General features: G+C 43.7%; 19 protein-coding genes. 12 read left to right on the top strand and 7 right to left on the bottom strand.

The genetic code is table 11. The features are described 5' to 3' along the window. The first annotated feature begins 47 nt into the window (after positions 1–47). From BW980_RS01065 to BW980_RS01020, 10 genes are all read left to right on the top strand, one after another. Positions 48–548, top strand: coding sequence for a F0F1 ATP synthase subunit B (locus BW980_RS01065; protein ID WP_076453120.1), 501 nt, complete (start codon positions 48–50; stop codon positions 546–548). Positions 549–614: 66 nt separating this feature from the next. Next, the gene (atpH, locus tag BW980_RS01060) at positions 615–1154 is read left to right on the top strand and encodes an ATP synthase F1 subunit delta (protein WP_076453119.1); all 540 of its coding nucleotides are present in this window, start codon (positions 615–617) and stop codon (positions 1152–1154) included. A gap of 55 nt (positions 1155–1209) precedes the next feature. Then, the gene (atpA, locus tag BW980_RS01055) at positions 1210–2790 is read left to right on the top strand and encodes a F0F1 ATP synthase subunit alpha (RefSeq protein WP_076453118.1); all 1581 of its coding nucleotides are present in this window, start codon (positions 1210–1212) and stop codon (positions 2788–2790) included. Positions 2791–2872: 82 nt separating this feature from the next. Continuing rightward, entirely contained in the window at positions 2873–3733 is an 861-nt protein-coding gene (gene atpG, locus BW980_RS01050) for an ATP synthase F1 subunit gamma (RefSeq protein WP_076453117.1), read from the top strand. A 374-nt stretch (positions 3734–4107) separates the two neighbouring features. Beyond that, complete coding sequence (locus BW980_RS01045) at positions 4108–5574, top strand: lipopolysaccharide biosynthesis protein (protein WP_076453116.1); 1467 nt, start codon at positions 4108–4110, stop codon at positions 5572–5574. A 72-nt stretch (positions 5575–5646) separates the two neighbouring features. After that, on the top strand, positions 5647–6081 hold the full coding sequence (dut, locus tag BW980_RS01040) for a dUTP diphosphatase (RefSeq protein ID WP_076453115.1): 435 nt from the start codon (positions 5647–5649) through the stop codon (positions 6079–6081). 35 nt (positions 6082–6116) lie between these two features. Further along, positions 6117–7058, top strand: coding sequence for a tetratricopeptide repeat protein (locus BW980_RS01035; protein WP_076453114.1), 942 nt, complete (start codon positions 6117–6119; stop codon positions 7056–7058). A gap of 15 nt (positions 7059–7073) precedes the next feature. Further along, on the top strand, positions 7074–7868 hold the full coding sequence (locus BW980_RS01030; RefSeq protein WP_076453113.1) for a lipoprotein insertase outer membrane protein LolB1: 795 nt from the start codon (positions 7074–7076) through the stop codon (positions 7866–7868). Continuing rightward, positions 7858–9087, top strand: a complete 1230-nt coding sequence (locus BW980_RS01025) for a murein hydrolase activator EnvC family protein (protein ID WP_076453112.1) — start codon at positions 7858–7860, stop codon at positions 9085–9087. The genes BW980_RS01030 and BW980_RS01025 overlap by 11 nt, the downstream gene beginning before the upstream one ends. Positions 9088–9094: 7 nt before the next feature. After that, on the top strand, positions 9095–9937 hold the full coding sequence (locus BW980_RS01020; protein ID WP_076453111.1) for an aldo/keto reductase: 843 nt from the start codon (positions 9095–9097) through the stop codon (positions 9935–9937). A gap of 7 nt (positions 9938–9944) precedes the next feature. Here BW980_RS01020 and BW980_RS01015 read toward each other — a convergent pair whose 3' ends face one another. Then, positions 9945–10457, bottom strand: coding sequence for an acyl-CoA thioesterase (locus tag BW980_RS01015; RefSeq protein ID WP_076453110.1), 513 nt, complete (start codon positions 10455–10457; stop codon positions 9945–9947). 129 nt (positions 10458–10586) lie between these two features. Continuing rightward, a complete protein-coding gene (locus BW980_RS01010) occupies positions 10587–11546 on the bottom strand; it encodes an HU domain-containing protein (RefSeq protein ID WP_076453109.1) in 960 nt (319 codons plus the stop codon). Positions 11547–11651: 105 nt separating this feature from the next. Here BW980_RS01010 and dprA point away from each other — a divergent pair, with 105 nt between their 5' ends. Continuing rightward, positions 11652–12755, top strand: a complete 1104-nt coding sequence (gene dprA, locus BW980_RS01005; protein WP_076453108.1) for a DNA-processing protein DprA — start codon at positions 11652–11654, stop codon at positions 12753–12755. A 182-nt stretch (positions 12756–12937) separates the two neighbouring features. Here the strand turns inward: dprA and trpS are convergent, their stop codons facing one another. Then, entirely contained in the window at positions 12938–13906 is a 969-nt protein-coding gene (trpS, locus tag BW980_RS01000; protein ID WP_076453107.1) for a tryptophan--tRNA ligase, read from the bottom strand. A 72-nt stretch (positions 13907–13978) separates the two neighbouring features. Between trpS and BW980_RS00995 the strand changes: the two genes are divergently transcribed. Next, a complete protein-coding gene (locus tag BW980_RS00995; protein WP_076453106.1) occupies positions 13979–14719 on the top strand; it encodes a lysophospholipid acyltransferase family protein in 741 nt (246 codons plus the stop codon). Positions 14720–14752: 33 nt separating this feature from the next. Here BW980_RS00995 and BW980_RS00990 read toward each other — a convergent pair whose 3' ends face one another. From BW980_RS00990 to BW980_RS00975, 4 genes are all read right to left on the bottom strand, one after another. Beyond that, positions 14753–15673 (bottom strand): YeiH family protein, encoded by a 921-nt coding sequence (locus BW980_RS00990; protein WP_076453105.1) that lies wholly within the window; start codon positions 15671–15673, stop codon positions 14753–14755. Positions 15674–15748: 75 nt separating this feature from the next. Continuing rightward, positions 15749–16633 carry a LysR family transcriptional regulator gene (locus BW980_RS00985; RefSeq protein WP_076453104.1) on the bottom strand — a complete coding sequence of 295 codons (885 nt, stop codon included), beginning with the start codon at positions 16631–16633 and terminating at the stop codon, positions 15749–15751. A gap of 70 nt (positions 16634–16703) precedes the next feature. Then, positions 16704–18278, bottom strand: coding sequence for a TFIIS N-terminal domain-containing protein (locus BW980_RS00980; protein WP_076453103.1), 1575 nt, complete (start codon positions 18276–18278; stop codon positions 16704–16706). A 55-nt stretch (positions 18279–18333) separates the two neighbouring features. Next, a complete protein-coding gene (locus BW980_RS00975; protein ID WP_076453102.1) occupies positions 18334–18906 on the bottom strand; it encodes an RNA polymerase sigma factor in 573 nt (190 codons plus the stop codon). Positions 18907–18962: the final 56 nt, after the last annotated feature.

The following is an 18962-nucleotide window of genomic DNA, read 5'->3' as shown; positions in this document are numbered from 1 at the left end:
GCAGGAAATGTTTTAATCAAGTTTAGAATTTTAAAGTAGTATTATATATGGAAACTTTATTAAACGATTTTTCACCGGGCCTTTTCGTAGTTCAGACGATACTATTATTAGGTTTGATATTCCTATTGGTGAAATTTGCCTGGAAGCCGATTTTGACTTCATTGAACGAACGTGAAGAAGGAATCAAGGGGGCATTGGACGCCGCTGAAAAAGCCCGTGCCGAAATGCAGAACCTTCAGGCCGATAACGATAAGTTGTTAAAGGAAGCCCGTGCGGAGCGCGAGGCAATGCTGAAAGAAGCCCGTGAGATCAAAGAGAAAATGATTGCGGATTCTAAGGAGCAGGCCAAGGTAGAAGGCGACAAAATGCTGAAGCAGGCGCAAGTCGCTATCGAGAGTGAGAAAAAAGCCGCTGTAGCCGATATCAAAAACCAAGTGGCCGAACTTTCTGTAGAGATTGCAGAGAAGGTTTTGAAAGAGCAACTATCCAACAAAGACCAGCAATTGAAATTGGTTGAAAGTATGTTGGGCGATGTTAAATTGAATTAAGTAGCTATATTGCTTTTTGTTGTGCCGATGAAGGTCTGCCGACAGAACAATAAAACAAAATAAAAAATGAGCGATTCTAGAGCAGCAATACGTTACGCAAAGGCGGTTTTAGACCTAGCGGTACAGAACAAGGCCACGGATGCGGTCGAGAAAGACATGCGTTCGGTTGTGGCAACGATTGCCGATAGTAAAGAGTTGAGAGCCATGTTGGCCAGCCCTGTGATTAATGGGGAGACCAAAAAGAAAGCCTTGGCGGCCGTGTTCGAAGGTGGTGACCAGATTACCCTAGGTTTGATCAATACACTTGCCGAGAACAAAAGGATATCTATTTTGAACGAGGTTGCTTTAAAGTATATCATTCTTAACGAAGATTTAAAAGGTGAGGGTGTTGCGTATGTTACCACAGCCGTTCCTTTAAGCGCCGACCTAGAGAAGAAGGTGCTTAAGCAATTAGCTCAGATTACCGGTAACGAGGTAACCATCGAAAACAAAATCGATGAAAGTATTATAGGAGGATTTGTTTTACGTGTTGGCGATTTGCAGTATGATGCCAGCATTTCTAATAAATTGAATAATTTAAAAAGAGAGTTTTCAAGTAGTTTATAATAATAACTAGGACTTGAGGTGAATTTCTTAAGTTCCATGTCTTATATCTATAAAAATGGCAGGAGTAAAAGCCGCTGAGGTATCAGCAATTTTAAAGAAACAATTATCAGGATTTGAAGCCACCGCTACATTGGACGAGGTGGGAACAGTACTACAGGTTGGTGATGGTATCGCCAGGGTCTACGGTCTATCAAACGCCCAATACGGCGAATTGGTGGAGTTCGAAGGTGGCCTTGAAGGAATTGTTCTTAACCTTGAAGAAGATAACGTTGGTGTGGTTCTCTTAGGACACTCCAAGGCTATTGGAGAAGGTGCTACCGTAAAACGTACACAGCGAATTGCTTCTATCAAAGTGGGTGAAGGTATCGTTGGCCGTGTGGTAGATACCCTAGGTACTCCTATAGACGGTAAGGGACCTATTGCTGGTGAAACTTACGAAATGCCATTGGAGCGTAAGGCACCCGGTGTTATCTTTAGGGAGCCGGTAACCGAACCTATGCAATCCGGTATTAAGGCAATCGATGCCATGATTCCTGTGGGACGTGGTCAAAGGGAGCTTGTAATTGGTGACCGTCAAACAGGTAAGACTACCGTTTGTATCGATACCATTTTGAACCAAAAAGAATTTTACGATGCTGGTGAACCAGTATATTGTATCTATGTTGCTATTGGCCAAAAAGCTTCTACCGTTGCTGCAATTGCGCAAACTTTAGAAGATAAAGGGGCCATGGCATATACTACCATTGTTGCCGCTAATGCTTCCGACCCTGCGCCAATGCAGGTTTATGCTCCTTTTGCAGGTGCATCTATCGGTGAGTATTTTCGCGACACTGGTCGTCCTGCTTTGATCATCTATGATGATTTGTCAAAACAGGCCGTAGCTTACCGTGAGGTATCCCTTCTTTTGAGAAGACCACCAGGACGTGAGGCTTACCCAGGTGACGTTTTCTACCTTCACTCTAGATTGTTGGAGCGTGCCGCTAAGGTTATCAACGATGACAAGATCGCACAGAACATGAACGATTTGCCAGAGGTGTTGAAGCCTATGGTAAAAGGTGGTGGTTCTTTAACGGCCCTTCCTATTATCGAAACCCAAGCGGGTGACGTTTCTGCCTATATTCCTACGAACGTAATCTCGATTACTGACGGACAGATTTTCTTGGAGCAAGATTTATTCAACCAAGGGGTAAGACCAGCGATCAACGTGGGTATTTCGGTATCTCGTGTGGGTGGTAATGCACAGATCAAATCAATGAAGAAAGTGGCAGGTACACTGAAATTGGATCAAGCCCAGTTCCGTGAATTGGAAGCTTTTGCCAAGTTCGGTTCCGATTTGGATGCCGCTACGTTGAACGTTATTGAGAAAGGACGTCGTAACGTTGAGATCTTGAAGCAGGCCCAAAACGATCCTTATACCGTTGAAAACCAAATCGCGATTATCTACGCAGGTTCTAAAAACTTGTTACGTGATGTTCCCGTAGAAAAGGTAAAGGAATTCGAAAGAGATTATTTGGAATTCTTGAATGCTAAGCACAGGGATGTATTGGATACCTTAAAGTCCGGTAAACTTACCGACGAGGTGACCGATACCTTGACTGCTGTGGCCAAAGACCTTTCTGGTAAATATAAGAGTTAAATAAGTACTGAGTACTGAGTGGCAGGTACAAAGTGTTATCCTCAAAATAACACTTTGTGCCGCTTACTAAATACTGAATCAAATGGCGAACTTAAAGGAAATACGAAACAGAATAGCATCGGTATCATCGACCATGCAGATTACCAGTGCCATGAAAATGGTATCGGCTGCAAAGTTGAAGAAAGCACAAGACGCCATTACTGCAATGCGACCTTATGCCGATAAGCTTACCGAGTTGTTACAAGGTCTAAGTGCAAGTTTAGATGCCGATTCTGGTAGTAAATATGCCGATAATAGAGAGGTGAAGAAAGTTTTGGTGGTTGCTGTTACGTCCAATAGGGGCTTGGCCGGTGCCTTTAACTCTAATATCTTAAAACAGTGTACGGTTTTGATTAACGAAACCTATGCCGGTAAAGAGGTTGATTTTGTTGCCATTGGTAAGAAGGCCGACGATTTCCTGACCAAAAGATCTAAAGTCATAGCCAACCATAGTAGCCTTTACGAAGATTTGACATTCGATAAGGTATCGGTTATTGCCGAAGATTTAATGGAGCAGTTCACTTCAGGTAATTATGATCGCATCGATATCGTATATAACAAATTCAAGAATGCCGCTACGCAGATTGTAATGACCGAGCAGTTTTTGCCGATCGTTCCTATGGCCGGTGCGGAAAACTTGAGCACCGACTACGTTTTTGAGCCATCAAAAATGGAAATCGTAGAGCAGTTGATCCCTAAGTCGTTAAAAACGCAATTGTACAAAGCTATTCGTGATTCCTTTGCCAGTGAGCACGGGGCTAGAATGACAGCAATGCACAAGGCTACCGATAACGCTACGGAATTGAGAGACCAATTGAAATTGACCTATAACAAGGCAAGACAGGCAGCCATTACCAATGAGATCTTAGAGATCGTAGGTGGTGCGGAAGCCTTGAACAATTAGGCTTAACCATTGCTTTGACATCGTCGAAGTAAATGATAGATATAAGTAGGAACCCCACAGTCATGTGGGGTTCCTTTTTTTATATGGGGTCATAACTAGCTCTTCAAGCGAAACTATGGTGCCGTAGGCTTCGGTTTATGGCGCCGCAACCCTTCTTATATGGTCTATTTAAGGGTTAAGCGGTCTCTTCTTCCATCGGATGGGCCTTGGTTGTATTGAGGTTGTTAAAGGGCGGGAGATGGCTTCCTTTTGCTTTGATTTACCTTTGTTTTGACCAAGAAAAACCGCCGTTGCCAAAAAGAAATCCATCCGTGTTTAACTTCACTTTGCTAGATGCCTTTAAATAGGTACTTTTGGATATAAATGCAGCTCTATTGAATCCGCTTAAAAAATTGTTCAAGCAAACGGCTATCTACGGTCTGGCCACTGTATTGCCCAGAATGATTTCCTTCTTTTTGGTCAGGGTGCATACCGATGCCATGCCCCCGGAAATATATGGGGAACTAGCGGTGATTTTCGCCTATTTTGCCATGTTCAACGTGGTCTTGGCCTATGGAATGGAAACGGCGTTTTTTAGGTTTTACAGCAAATCCGACGATAAAGAGACGGTAATTTCTACCTCCTTGATCTCTATTTTGGCTTCCACCATGCTCTTTATGGTGGTTTCCCTGATTTTTCAAGACGGAATGGCCCGGCTTTTGAGCATAGACCCAAAGTACATTAAGTACGTGGTGTTCATCCTTTCTTTAGATGCCTTGGTCATTATACCCTTCGCGTGGTTGAGGGCCAATGAAAGGCCGTTAAGGTATGCCGTGGTCAAGATTTTGAACGTGGTCATCAATTTTGGGCTCAATGTGTTCTTCTTATTGCTATTACCGGGTATTGCCGCAAGTAATCCAGACGGACTTCTAGCTGGCTTGTACAGGCCCAATTTTCAAATTTCGTATATCATCATAGCCAACCTTTGCGCCAGTGGGGTTACACTCTTATTGATGCTGAAACCCTATTTGATCAGTCGCTATACTTTTGATGACAAGCTTTGGAAGCAAATGATGAAATATGCGATTCCCGTATTGATTGCTGGCGTGGCCTTTACCATTAATGAAGTCTTCGATAGGGTAATGCTAGAAGCACTCTTGCCCGAGGATATTGCCAATAAAGAGGTGGGTATGTACAACGCTTGTGTAAAGCTTGCCTTGTTCATGACCCTGTTTTCTACCGCCTTCCGTATGGGGATAGAACCGTTCTTTTTTAGTCATGCAGGTACGGCAAACCCACAAAAGGCCTATGCGCAGATTACCAATTATTTTGTGGTATTGGGTAGTGTGATCTTATTGGGGGTCGTTGTTTTTGCCGATGTGCTCAAAGTGCTTTTTGTTAAAAATCCGGCGTATTGGGAAGCCATGTCCGTCGTGCCTATTATTCTTTTGGCCAGTTTCTTTCTTGGCATCTACCACAACCTGTCGGTTTGGTACAAGGTGACCGATAAAACACGCTACGGAGCTTTCATTTCGGTATTCGGGGCGCTTATAACCATCATCGTGAACTATATTTTTATTCCTTATATCGGTTATATGGCCAGTGCCATTGCAACACTTATGGCCTATGGTAGTATGATGGTGTTATCTTACTATTTGGGGAAGTCGCGCTATCCGGTGCCGTACAATTTTAGAAAGATTATTTTTTATCTAGGGGTTTCCGTTCTCTTTTCTATCCTGTCCTTTTATATTTTCGATAGGAGCTTAATTGTTGGGAGTATCTTATTTTTGTTGTTCCTTGGGTTGGTGTATAAACTTGAAAAGGATACATTGACACAGATTTTCCTAAGACAGAAGAATTAAGTCGGCCTTCAAGCATCGGACGTAGATGCCAATGGCGGATAAGACCAATAATTTACATTCAAAAAAAACAGTATGCAAATAAAGATCATCAACAAATCGCAGCACGAACTTCCCCATTATGAAACGGGAGCATCTGCGGGAATGGACCTAAGAGCCAATATTTCCGAATCGGTAACGTTACAACCTCTAGAGCGCGCCATTATTAAAACCGGATTATTCATTGAGCTTCCGGTCGGTTTTGAGGCCCAGGTAAGGCCAAGAAGTGGCCTGGCCGCAAAAAAAGGAATTACCGTATTGAACGCCCCGGGTACGGTAGATGCCGACTATCGTGGGGAAATCGGTGTAATCTTGGTCAACCTTTCCAATGAAAGCTTTACCGTGGAAAATGGTGAGCGTATCGCGCAATTGGTAATTGCCAAACACGAACGCGCCGAATGGGAGGAAGTAAAAGAATTATCGGAAACCGCCAGAGGTGAGGGCGGATTCGGGAGTACCGGTGTAAAGTAGGCAAGGGCTAAGATAGTATTTACCTTGGGTATCAAATGAAAACGAGACAGCTCATATCGCTATTTGTAGGAGGATTTTTTGGGGTCTCCCTATCGGCCTATGCCCAAGAAACGCCCGCTATTGATGAAAACCAGAGTGCCGAAGTTTTTTTGGAGGATTATTCGGATGCGTTTCAAGATAAATTTTTCGAAGCCCTGAAACAAAAGGGTATAGAGAACTATGATAGGGCGATCAACCTTATGCTCGAGTGCAAACAGCTCGACCCCGAAAACGATGTGGTAGACCATGAGCTCGCAAAGCTCTATTTAAAGGAAAAACAGTATCCTGTGGCCGAAGAGTATGCCTTGGCCGCACTTTTGGCCCGTCCCGACAATCTTTGGTATATCGATACTTACGTGGATATCGCACGGAAGCAGCAAAAATCTATTGATTCCCTAAGGGAGCAATTGCCTTTCGACAATGTAAAATTTAAGGAAAACCTCGCCCTGATTTTTTTCAGAAGGGGAAGGGCCAAGGAGGCACAATCCGTTTTAAAGGAAACACCTAAGTCTAATTTTACCCGGCAACTTTCCATAAAAGTGGCCGATTTAATCGAGGCACAGGAAGCTGCGGCCAGTAAAAGTTCCTTTACCTTCTCCAATGATGGCGGCTCTGAATCGGGGTCTTTTGAGCAATATCGAAGCCGTATTCAAGGAATGCTTCAAACCAAGAATTACCTTGCCTTAGACCGCGTTGCCGCCGAAGCCTTGGAAAGTTATCCTTCGCAACCCTATTTTTATTATGCCCAAGGCCTCGCCCTGAACAGGAAAGGAAGGGCGCGCGAAGCCATAGAAACGCTTGAAGCGGGACTCGATTATTTGGTGGGCGATATCTCCCTGGCCAATAAATTTTATCAAGAGCTGTCCGATGCTTATAATTCCATTAACAATTCAGTCAAGGCAAATATGTATCTTCGTAAGATAAAACCCGGGTTTTAAACTGTTACAAAAATTATGGCCTTACCATTGCGAATTGTCTTGCGTTTGATGGCGCTTGTTGTACTATCCCTTTCTCTTTCCTGTAAGTCGAACAAGGTTTTGGCCGATGGAAAGGTCGATGGCAATCTTTCGGCGAAGGCCATAGTGAAAAACCACTATGCCCATACTACCGATTTCAATACCTTGAGCGGTAAAATGCGTATTGATTATTCCGACGGTGAATCGACACAAGGGGTTTCCGTTAGTTTGCGTATGGAAAAGGACAAGGCCATCTGGATGAGTGCCCCCTTGGGCATGGTCAAGGCTTATATTACCCCGGGAAGGGTTACTTTTTACAACAAGTTGCAGAACGAGTACTTTGATGGTGATTTTGCTTATTTGAGCAAGTTCTTAGGTACTGAACTCGATTTTGAGCAGGTACAGAACCTTTTAATGGGGCAGGCCCTTTTCAACCTTAAGGAAGCAAAATACGATGCTACAGTGGTTAATGGCGATTATCAGTTGAAGCCTAAAAAAGCCATGGAATTGTTCAAGGTCGTTTTTCAGATAGAACCCAAAAACTTTAAGATGGCCTCACAACAGCTCTCGCAACCCTTAAAGAAAAGATTGCTGCAGGTGAACTATACGGATTATCAGAAAATAGGAAAATATATTCTACCCCAACGTATCGCCGTTGCGGCCATAGAAGGGGGTGATCGGAATACGGTAGATATCGAATATCGCAATATTGAATTTGACCAACCCATGAACTTTCCGTATAAAATACCGAAAGGTTTTAAAGAAATTACACTAACTGACGATGCGCGGTAATAAGTATTTTCTTGTCGTTTTTCTTGGTTTCTATTTATTTGGATGGAGCACGCTTTGTGCCCAAAACGAAGAGCAGGAAGCCCTAGAGGCCAAACGCGAACAGTTGCAAAAGGAAATAGAGCAGATCAATTACTTGCTTTTTGACCAAAAGAAGAAAAAAGGCAACGTTCTCGATCAAATGGAAGCCCTAGACAATAAGATCAAGGTGCGCCAAAAGCTTATCGATGTTACCAATCAACAATCAAATTTGCTGAACAAGAAAATCAATGACAATATTCGAGTCATTACCAAACTGCGTGAAGAATTGGAAGCGCTCAAGGATGATTACGCCTTGATGATACAAAAGGGGTATCAGAGTAAGATCCAACAGAGTAAATTAATGTTCCTTCTTTCCTCCGAAAATTTTTATCAAGCCTTCAAGCGGATGCAGTATATAAAGCAATACACTGAGTTTAGGCGTAAACAAGGGGAAAAAATTGTGGTCAAGACCGAAGAATTGGGCAAGCTCAACGCCGGACTTACGGTACAACGAAAGGAGAAGGAACGTTTGTTGGCCGAGAACTTGAAGGCAAAGAAGGCCATGACTACGGAAAAGAAGGCCCACCAAGAACTCTTGGGCTCGATTCGTAAGAGTGAGACGAAATATGCGGCCCAAATACGCGATAAACAAAATCAAGCCAAGCAAATCGATCGTCAAATCGAACGTTTGATCCGTGAGGCCATTGCCGCGTCGAACAAAGACAGCGGAAAGAAAAGTGATGATCCGAGTAAATTCTTATTGACGCCGGAGGCCGCTATTGTTGCCAATAGTTTTACCGCCAATAAGGGCCGCTTGATATGGCCGGTGGAGAAGGGATTTAAAAGCCAAGGTTTCGGTGTATATGCCGATGCTATATACCCGGGGATAAAACACCAGAGTAACGGGGTTATCATAACTACCGACCAAGGGGCGAAGGCCAGGGCTATTTTTAGGGGAGAGGTTATTGCCATTCTGTCTATACCAGGGGGGAATAAGGCCGTGCAATTGAAGCATGGTAACTTTATCAGCACCTATTACAACCTTTCTAAACTCTATGTTAAGAAGGGGGATCGCGTTGAAGCAAAAACCGAGTTGGGCGAGATTTATACCAATCGGTCTAACGGACAGACCAAATTGAAGTTTTACTTGCACCAGAACACTTCCAAACTCAATCCAGAGGAGTGGGTGTACCAATTATAGGAAGGATATGAAGAAGATAACAGACTTACAGGGCACATTTGCGTTAAACAATGGGGTAGAAATCCCTTATTTGGGCCTAGGTACGTACTTGGCCGATAATGACCAAGATGTGGTCGATGCCGTTAAAACGGCTTTGAACCTGGGGTATCGACATATCGATACTGCCGCAATATATAAAAACGAAGAGGGCGTTGGCAAGGGAATTCGGCAAAGTGATGTCGCGCGCGAAGAGGTGTTCTTGGTATCTAAGCTATGGAATGCCGACCAAGGCTATGAAAGCACTTTAAAGGCTTTTGAAGACAGTTTGGAGCGTCTGGGGGTAGAATACCTCGATTTGTATCTAATTCATTGGCCAGTGGCTGGAAAATACAAGGATACTTGGCGTGCCATGGAAAAGTTGTACCGTGAAAAGCGTATTCGGGCCATTGGTGTGAGCAACTTTTTGCGACATCACCTCGAAGACTTGCTTGAAACGGCCGAAATTGTCCCAATGGTCAATCAAATGGAATTCCATCCTTACTTGGTGCAACAAGACCTGATCGATTTTTGCAATGACAAGGGGGGTCAGTACGAATCTTGGTCGCCCTTTATGCATGGGAAGGTCTTCGATGCAAAATCCGATGTCTTTGATGGGCTGACCGGCAAATACAATAAATCCATTGCACAGATTATCTTGCGCTACAATTTACAGAAGGGCATAGTGGCCATTCCAAAATCGGTACACGAAAATAGGATCAAGTCCAATGCCGATATTTTCGACTTTGAACTTTCACATTCCGATATGGCCTATCTAGATAGTCTTGATAAGGGTGAGCGCACCGGGCCCGATCCCGATAATTTCGATTTTTAAAGAAGGCTTATTCCATGAACAATGCCTTTAGTTCGGTGGCATCATGAGGTTTCATTTTTCCGGCCAAGACAAGGCTTAATTGCTTTCTGCGCAAAGCGCCATCGTAGCGTTCTTGCTCGAGTGGAGTCTCGGGTTGTAAAGGGGGCACCACTGTAGGCCTTCCGGTATCGTCTACGGCTACAAAGGTGTATATGGCTTCGTTTGCCTTTGATTTTTCACCTGTAAAGCGATCTTCCATCCATACATCGATGTAAACCTCCATAGAAGTATTAAAAGCTCGTGAAACGGCTGCTTCTACCGTAAGAACGCTTCCTACGGGTACGGATTGGTTAAAGGCTACGTGGTTCACCGAAGCGGTAACCGTAATACGACGGCTATGGCGACGTGCGGCTATACTTGCGGCACGGTCCATTCGAGCCAGTAATTCGCCTCCAAAGAGATTGTTAAGGGGGTTGGTCTCACTAGGGAGTACCATATCGGTCAATATCGTTCTAGAATCGCTGGGATTTTTAGCCTGCATAAATCAATTTTTTGTCAAAGATACTTTTTTTAATGGGCACCATAGCAGAAGCTTTTTGCCTAGGACAAGTTGAAAAAAAAGATGGGCTATTGAAGTTTTTAGGCCTAAAACCGTAAGTCTAAAGGAATGTTAGTGACTTGATTTTAACCAAGCATCCTTTTGGGTAAGCTTAATTTCCCGAAGGGCCATTAACGCTTTGTTCGAGTCGGTAAAGCTGTCGTAGGCTACCAAGTACAGGCCGAACGGATTCGTTCCTATATAAGATGGATTGTATCCCTTCTGCTTTAATTCCTCTATTTTTCTGTCGGCGTTGGTGCGGTATCGGAATGCCCCGGCAATAATGTGGTGCATGCGTTTTTCCGCTTTATCCGCCGCTCCTTTTTTGGAAGTTTTAAGCGTAATTGTGGGTAGTTCTAAGGGTTGCGCATCAAAAAATGTGGCTTCTTGAATGCGTTTTGAAACCTGTTCCTGGGCTTCTTCGCGAGCTAACTGTTGGTTGTTCGCATTAGATTTGTAAAACTGAAATCCTGTAACGCCCAATGTTAAGGCAATCAAAGCGACCGCTGCATACTTTAAGTATGGGCGAAGGCTTAGGGTCTCGCGCTTTTCCGGTGTAAATGCCAAAGGAATGCTTTCCTCTAGCTGAGACACTTCTTCTTTTAAGACCTCTCGGGTTACCGGTGCGGAAACAAAAGAGGACATTCCGAAGGAAGAGGTCAGGTAGTTGACGTTTCCGGAGGGTTGAAACTGTATTTTATTTTCTGAGTTGAACCAAAGGGTTCCGATATCGGCCAATTGTAATTGACTACCTTTTTTTAATTCGGCTTTCCACTCGGCCACAATTTCGTTGACCTGCCCGAGCATTTCCTCAAAGGAAATATTTTGCGCTTCGGCAGCGTATGAAACCAAGAGGCCGTCATTTGACAACAACTGTTGGTTGAACGAAACGGTTTTTACTGGAGGGTAAAAAGTATTGGTGCTCTCATGTATTACGGCAGATTTCTGTTCGGTTAAGAAAGCACCGAAACCTGGCACAACTACACAGTTGTACCTGTACATTAACTCAGATATATAGCGTTCTAATCCCATATGACGCAAATATGGAAAAAATTATAGGGGCAGACTAGGGTCCTTCTGACTTTTTATTAACATTATAATTTGTGTATTTTGTGGATAACTTTGATGCTAGTATAAATGATTACAGATGAATTGCTTGCGATTTTGCGCTTACAAAGTGTTCCTAAAATTGGAGATGTAACCATTAAAAAACTTATTGAGCATTGTGGTAGTGCCCAAGCCGTTTTTGAGGAAAAACGACACCATCTTTTAAAGATCGATGGTATTGGCACACATATCTTAAAAGGTTTGCACGATGGGGAACATCAAGAAGCCGCAGAGCGCGAATATGATTATATCCAGAAGAACCGCATTGGTTTTTCGTATTTTAAGGATGCCGATTATCCCAGCTATCTAAAGCACTGTATCGACAGTCCGGTACTGCTCTACAAAAGGGGTAACATTAACTTGGAGGGCCGTAGGCTTATCAGTATTGTGGGCACCCGTAAGATTACGGGTTATGGCACTGCCTTCTGTGAAAAATTTATAGAGGAAATAGCGCCCTTGAACCCCATTATCGTAAGCGGCTTTGCCTATGGGGTGGATATTACCGCCCAAAAGGCCGCCATTAAACATGGTTTGCAGACTATTGGATGCTTGGCCCATGGCCTCAACCAAATCTATCCCGAAGCCCATGGCAAGTATGTCCGTGATGTAGAAAAGAATGGAGGGTTTTACACCGAATTTCGCAGTACGACCCGGCCCGACAGGGAGAATTTTTTAAAACGAAACCGGATTATTGCCGGTATGACCGAGGCTACGGTGGTCATCGAATCGGCGGAAAGAGGGGGCAGTTTGGTTACGGCCGATATTGCCAACAGTTATAATCGCGATGTTTTTGCCGTCCCCGGAAGGGCACAGGATAAGTATAGCTCGGGTTGTAATAACCTTATAAAACAACAAAAGGCACATATGCTCACTTCCGCGGCCGACTTGGTATATCTCTTAGGATGGGATGTGGCCGAGAAGGAAACCAGGCCCGTTCAAAAACAGCTCTTCGTGGATCTTGAGCCTGACGAACAATCGATCTATGATTATTTGCAAAGCAATGGAAAGCAATTGCTCGATAGTATTGCCTTGGAATGTCGCTTGCCTGTCTTTAAGGCTTCTTCTACTTTGTTGAATATGGAAATGAAGGGCGTTGTGCGTCCCTTGCCCGGAAAATTGTTCGAAGCGATTTAACAAAACCCAAAGCTGTGATGATAGGCCAACCGACCAGTGAGTTTGTAAAGTTGGGGTATGCTGGTGATGTATCGGTATAAATGCCAGTTATCGATAAAAAACCTTCCCAAATCCGAAGGATTAAGAATATGGGGAAGACCCTATAAAAACAAAACCGACCCTGAGGTCGGTTTTGTTAAATTTTAGTATCCTAGTTTTTCACGTACTCTTTGAAGTACCCCATCGGCAACTTTGCGTGCTTTTTCAGCACCTATGGCCAATGCTTCGTCTACTTCTTGGGGGTGGTTCATGTAGTAATCATACTTCTCCCGTGCATCTCCAAATTTGTTTACGATTACTTCGTAAAGTGCTTGTTTGGCATGGCCGTATCCGTAGTTTCCTGCAAGGTAGTTGGCACTCATTTCTTCAATCTGTTCTTGAGAGGCCAGTATTTTATATAAGGCAAAAACGTTGTCGTTAGTCGGGTCTTTTGGTTCTTCCATAGGCGTACTGTCCGTCTGTATACCCATAATCTGTTTCCTTAGTTTTTTATCGGTCTGGAAAAGGTTGATCAAGTTGCCCCTGCTCTTGCTCATCTTCTCTCCATCGGTACCGGGAATGTACATGGTGCTTTCCTGAACCTTACCTTCGGGCATGACAAAGGTTTCTCCTAGTTGTGCATGAAAACGCGAAGCCACGTCACGGGTAATCTCAATATGTTGCATTTGATCTTTTCCTACCGGAACGATATTGGCATCGTACAGAAGAATATCGGCCGCCATCAACATCGGATAGGTAAAGAGTCCGGCATTGACATCCTCTAGGCGGTCCGCCTTGTCTTTGAACGAATGTGCCAAGGTCAATCTTTGATATGGAAAGAAACAGCCTAGGTACCAAGAGAGCTCGGTGGTCTGGGGGACATCGCTCTGACGGTAAAAAACGGTCTTTTCAATGTCCAGTCCGAAAGCCAGCCAAGTAGAAGCTATGGCATAGGTGTTTTTTCGAAGTTCTTCCGCATTTTTAATCTGTGTGAGCGAATGTAGGTCTGCAATGAACAAAAACGATTCGTTCTTTGGGTCCTGTGCCATTTCTATTGCGGGTATAATAGCGCCCAAAATGTTTCCTAGGTGTGGAACGCCCGTACTCTGTATTCCTGTTAAGATTCTTGCCATTTGTCGATTTTCAAAGGAGCACAAAGATAAAAGAAATCGATTATACCTGATAAAATTGTTACTTTTGATTTTATGCCCAGATTAGTTAAAAAAATTGGCTACACCTTGTACCGTATTTGGTTCTATATTTTGGTAGCCCTGCCCATCTTCTTGTTTTTTCCTTTTTTATTGTTGACCACCTTGTCGCAAAAATGGTATCCGTATTTTTTTTGGTTGGCCAGAAACTTATGGGCCTTGCCCATTTTGTACGGTATGGGTTGTCCGCCAAAAGTATATTGGGACGAAAGAATGGAAAAGGGAAAAAGTTATATGCTCGTTGCCAACCATACCAGTATGTTAGATATTATGCTGATGCTTTACATCAGTAAAAACCCTTTCGTTTTTGTGGGGAAGAAAGAGCTGGCGAAAATTCCGGTTTTCGGGTTTTTCTATAAACGGGTCTGTATTATGGTAGATCGGGGCGATGCTAGGAGCAGAACCGCCGTTTACCGACGGGCACAAAAGAGGTTGAACCAAGGCTTGAGCATCTGTATTTTTCCTGAAGGGGGAGTGCCCGATGATGAAAGCATCCTATTGGACAACTTTAAGGATGGGGCCTTTAAAATGGCTATAGCCCATACGATTCCGGTCGTCCCTATGACGTTCTACGATAACAAAAAGCGATTTTCTTTCTCCTTTTTCAGTGGAGGACCGGGAAGAATCCGTGCCAAAGTGCATTCATTTTACAAAACCAAGGGCCTTTCCGAAGACGACAAGGCGGCCCTAAGGGAGAAGGTAAGAACGGTTATCTTGAAAGAACTGCAAACAAGATAACCGTTGTAGCCTGTAATATCGTCCCTCTTGCTTTTAATGTAGGATATAAAGCAATGAAAGTACCGAAATGAAGACCCAGAGCAATACGGCTAAGACCATAGGCCTTGTTCCCGTGGCGCGCAAATCTTCAATAGAAAGGGTAGAGCCCACTAAAAACAGGGTTAGTATCAAAAGCTTTTTGGAAATAGAGACGATGGTCAAACTCGCCGTGGCCGGAACAAGGTGATAACTGTTTAAGATTATGGCCCCTATAAAAAGCAAGATGAAATAAGGCATTTTTACTTTTTCGCCCTTGGTCTTAAAAACGAGCATAGACAATATGGATAAAGGTACGATCCAAAGCATACGGGAAAGCTTAACCGTTGTGGCGGTCCGCAATGCCTCGTCACCATAACCTATGGAAGCACCGATAACCGAACTCGTATCGTGAATGGCTACGGCACACCATAGTCCGAATTGATGTTGGGTCAGGTGCAGGTAGTGGCCTATGGCCGGAAAGACAAAAAGGGCTATGGAGTTAAGCAGGAATACCACGGCCAATGCAATACTGATGACCTTGCTTTTGGCGTTGATCACCGGTGAGATGGCCGCAATGGCACTACCTCCGCAAACCGAGGTTCCTGAAGTGATAAGGTGGCCTAATTTGGTATCTAGTTTTAACGCTTTCGTCAGCAGGAAGCCGAGGCCTACCGTCAAGGTGATCGATAAAAAAGTCAGTATAAAACCTTCCTTGCCCGTTTCTAGGGTCTCTTTGAGGAACATGCCAAAACCAAGTCCGACCACCGAAACCTTAAGAAACGAGTGAATGGCCTTATGGCAGTATGCCTTGAACGGATTGTTGAAAAACAAGGTAAACCCGAAACCGAGCATTAAGGCGGTTGGACTATTGACCCATCCACTAAAAACGATAAGGGCCATTAGGAGAAACGTAATTTTCGCGATTCTATCTTTCATATCATTTGTCTTTTACGATACAAAAGTAGGGTCGTCAAATTACTTTTAAGCAATTTAAAACGCTATGTGAAATAACTAAAAGTTATAATTGCTTCGGGCGAACTTTTCAAAATAGTCCATTACCTGAGACTGGTAACCAGTTCTGGAAACAAAATAGAACCAGCGTTCTATGCTAAGGTTTTTAATATCTATGATCTTGAGTTTGTTGGTGACGAGGTCTTCGTGAATGGCGCTAATGGAAAGCAAGGCGAAGGCATCGGAGTTGTTGAGGTAGTTTTTTATGGCTTCCGTGCTGTTCAGGGTCACTACATTGTTCAGTTTTTTGATGTAGGCCGATTTTAAGGCATCATAAATGATTTCTCGTGTGCCCGATCCCATTTCGCGTTCTATGATCGGTAGTTGTTCTAAGGTGTCTACGCTTATGGCACTCTGTTTAATGCCGTTGTTCTTGGCGTTCGTGACAAGTACGATTTCGTCTTTTATAAACTTTTTATAGTGTAGTTTACGATTGGTGTTATTTCCTTCGGTAATCCCAAAATCCAATTGTTGGTTTAAAATATATTCCTCTATTTCTTCGGAGTTGCCACTTTTAATGTCAAAATTGGTACGTGGGTGCTGTGTTCTGAACCGGGCAATTATTTTGGGAACGATATGGTTGACCAAAGTGGTACTGGCGCCAAATTGAATCATTTCGGGGATGTGTTCCTTTTGATAGAGAAATTGATTCTCCATTTCCGCATGTATGTCCAATATTCTATTGGTATACAATAAAAAGGCCTTGCCTTCTTCGGTGAGTTCTATGGAATTCCGCTTGCGAAGAAAAAGGGTGGTTTTGTACTCTTCTTCAATACTACGAATGGCTTTTGAAACTGCGGGTTGCGATATGAACAATTGTTCAGAGGCCTTTGTAAAGCTCAGATGGTTCGCTGCTGCCTTGAAAATTTGGAATTTTTGCTTCATCAGTCGTTCAAATTTTTGATGCTGTTATAGTGCGAAAGGCGCTACGTTTCCTTCCTGTCGATGGGTGGAATTAAAACTTAAAATTCAGGCCGCTGTACACCCCTATCGAGAAGGGTCTGAAATCCCCGGAAACATTCGAAAATGTGTTCAATTGGTATTTGAAAACGGGTTCGATGTTCAATCGTATTTTGGGAGTGAAATTATAGTTTACCCCAAAACCGACATTGGTACTGAAATTGACCGAGTTTACATTGTTGGCTTCACCGATTTCGGTGGTGAGGTCTCCTGAGGTAAGCGAGATCGAATTGTCGATCAAAAACAACGAACTTACGCCGCCCAATAGGTTTACCCCTAGCTTTCGGTCGATTAGGGCGTACTCTAGCTCTAAGGGCACCTCAAGATACCCGAATTGCTGTGCCATCGACCCATTGCGTAGACCACCGGGCTTTTCCGTAAGCCCAGGGGAAGGGGCAAAGGAATTATCGGAAACCTCATAATTTTTAATGTTGGCAGTCTCGCTTTGTAAGACTACGTTTTTCGAAGCGCCGGAATATGATATGTTTTTCAATAAGTCTGAAGCGACGGCCTGTAGGGTGCCGGAAAATTCCACACCCTGGGTGTCGTATCCGTAATCGACCTTGTTGACGCCGGAGCGGACCCTTAGTTTGTCGTTGATCGCATAGGCTATTGAGAGGCCGTAGCTCATATTGGTATTGCCCGATTTTGAATTGGAGCTGAAAATGGCGTTTACGGGCGATCCCTTGCCTAAGGCGTCATAGTACACTGGGGCTATATTTGGCCCAAGGGACCAGCGGCTTTCCCCGTCGTTGTTTGCAATTTCCTCTTCAGGATCGATTTCATCAAAAATGGACTTCTTTTCTGTAGGGTCTTCTTGATTTTCGGGGCTATTTGGCAATTCTTCTTCGATAACATTCTGTACTATGCCTTCTGAGGGTTTAAGGCCCATAGGGTCTGGGTGTTTCTCGTGGTCGATAGGGGGTGTTGACCCTTCTTTTCCATCGCTTGGAGCGTGTGTATCCTGACCGGTAGAGGTCTTGGCTGCAAGGGCATTTTCCGCTTCGGGGTTTATTAGCTTATTATCGCTAGCTTCCTTCTTGGCGTTGTAGGGCTCCTGTGTTCTGTCTTTACTTGGGTTTAAGCCCTCGCTTAGTTCTGAAGGGGCAATTCTATTGGTTTTTGAGTTTTTAGAACGGTTGGTATTTTCTTTGGGAAGGCTGTTTAGTCGATGTTCTACATCCTGATCATGGGCTGCGTTTTCTATGTCGTTTTCTTCCGAACCCGAATCGTTTTGTGTATGGGTTATCGCATTTTCATTGCTGATGGGCGATTCCTGAAAGTTCTTGTCTTCATCTTGCTTTACGCCTTCGGTCTGTGTGTTGTCGTGGGTTTTGATATCGGTGATACTGCCTTCGGCATCGGTAGGGGAGGAAAAGAGGTTTATTGCCAGCACCACACCGCTTAAGATGGCTGCCGCTCCCCCCAGTTTCCACCAGATGGGAATGACCCTTTTCTTCTTTTTCTTGTTCAAGGAAGCTTCTATGGTATTCCAGACTTTTTTGTCCGGCACTTCGCCGAAGTCTCGAAACTTCTCTTGGAACAGTTCGTCTATATTTTTTTTATTCATTATTCAATGCCTTAGGTACAAGGTTTTTTCTTTTGATGTAATAATTTTTCATCGGTCAGGTGCATATTTGCAATAGCAAGGGAAGCAACATCCCAATGATGGCTTTATTTTTAGACGTGGCTATTTTTTCCCTAAGTAGGTTACGGGCACGGGCCAGGTTACTTTTTGATGTGCCCGGCGAGGTACCTAAGAGCTCACTTATTTCTTTATGGGTATATCCGTCAAGGACATAAAGGTTAAATGTTAACCGGTATTTGTCCGGCAGTTCTTGTATGTGTTTCAGTAAGGTGTCCAAGCTTAGGCTTTCATAGTCGCTTTCATCGTCCGTATCTATTTTCTCGGCGTATTCCGTCACCAAGGAAAGGGGTTCTTCTTTTCGGTATTTTTGTAAAACGGTATTTACGGTAACGCGTTTTAGCCATCCTTCAAAAGAGCCTTTATTCTTGAATTGGCCGATTTTTTCATAGATGACCATAAAACTGTCATGCAGGTTGTCTTCGGCTTCCGTACGGTTACGCGAATACTTCAGGCAGATACCGAACAATACTCGTGAGTAATCACGGTACAATTGTTCCTGTGCCTGTCTGTTTCCTTTTTTACAGTTATGTATGAGTTCTTCAAGACTCAAGGTCGCATCATTTTGAAAGTGTTCTAGGGGTTTTGCATGCTTTTAAACCGATTTAA

The sequence above is a fragment of the Zobellia uliginosa genome, from assembly GCF_900156625.1.
Taxonomy (GTDB): domain Bacteria; phylum Bacteroidota; class Bacteroidia; order Flavobacteriales; family Flavobacteriaceae; genus Zobellia; species Zobellia uliginosa.
The sequence above is the reverse complement of the archived record's forward strand: the minus strand, read 5'-3'. Positions and strand labels throughout refer to the sequence as shown.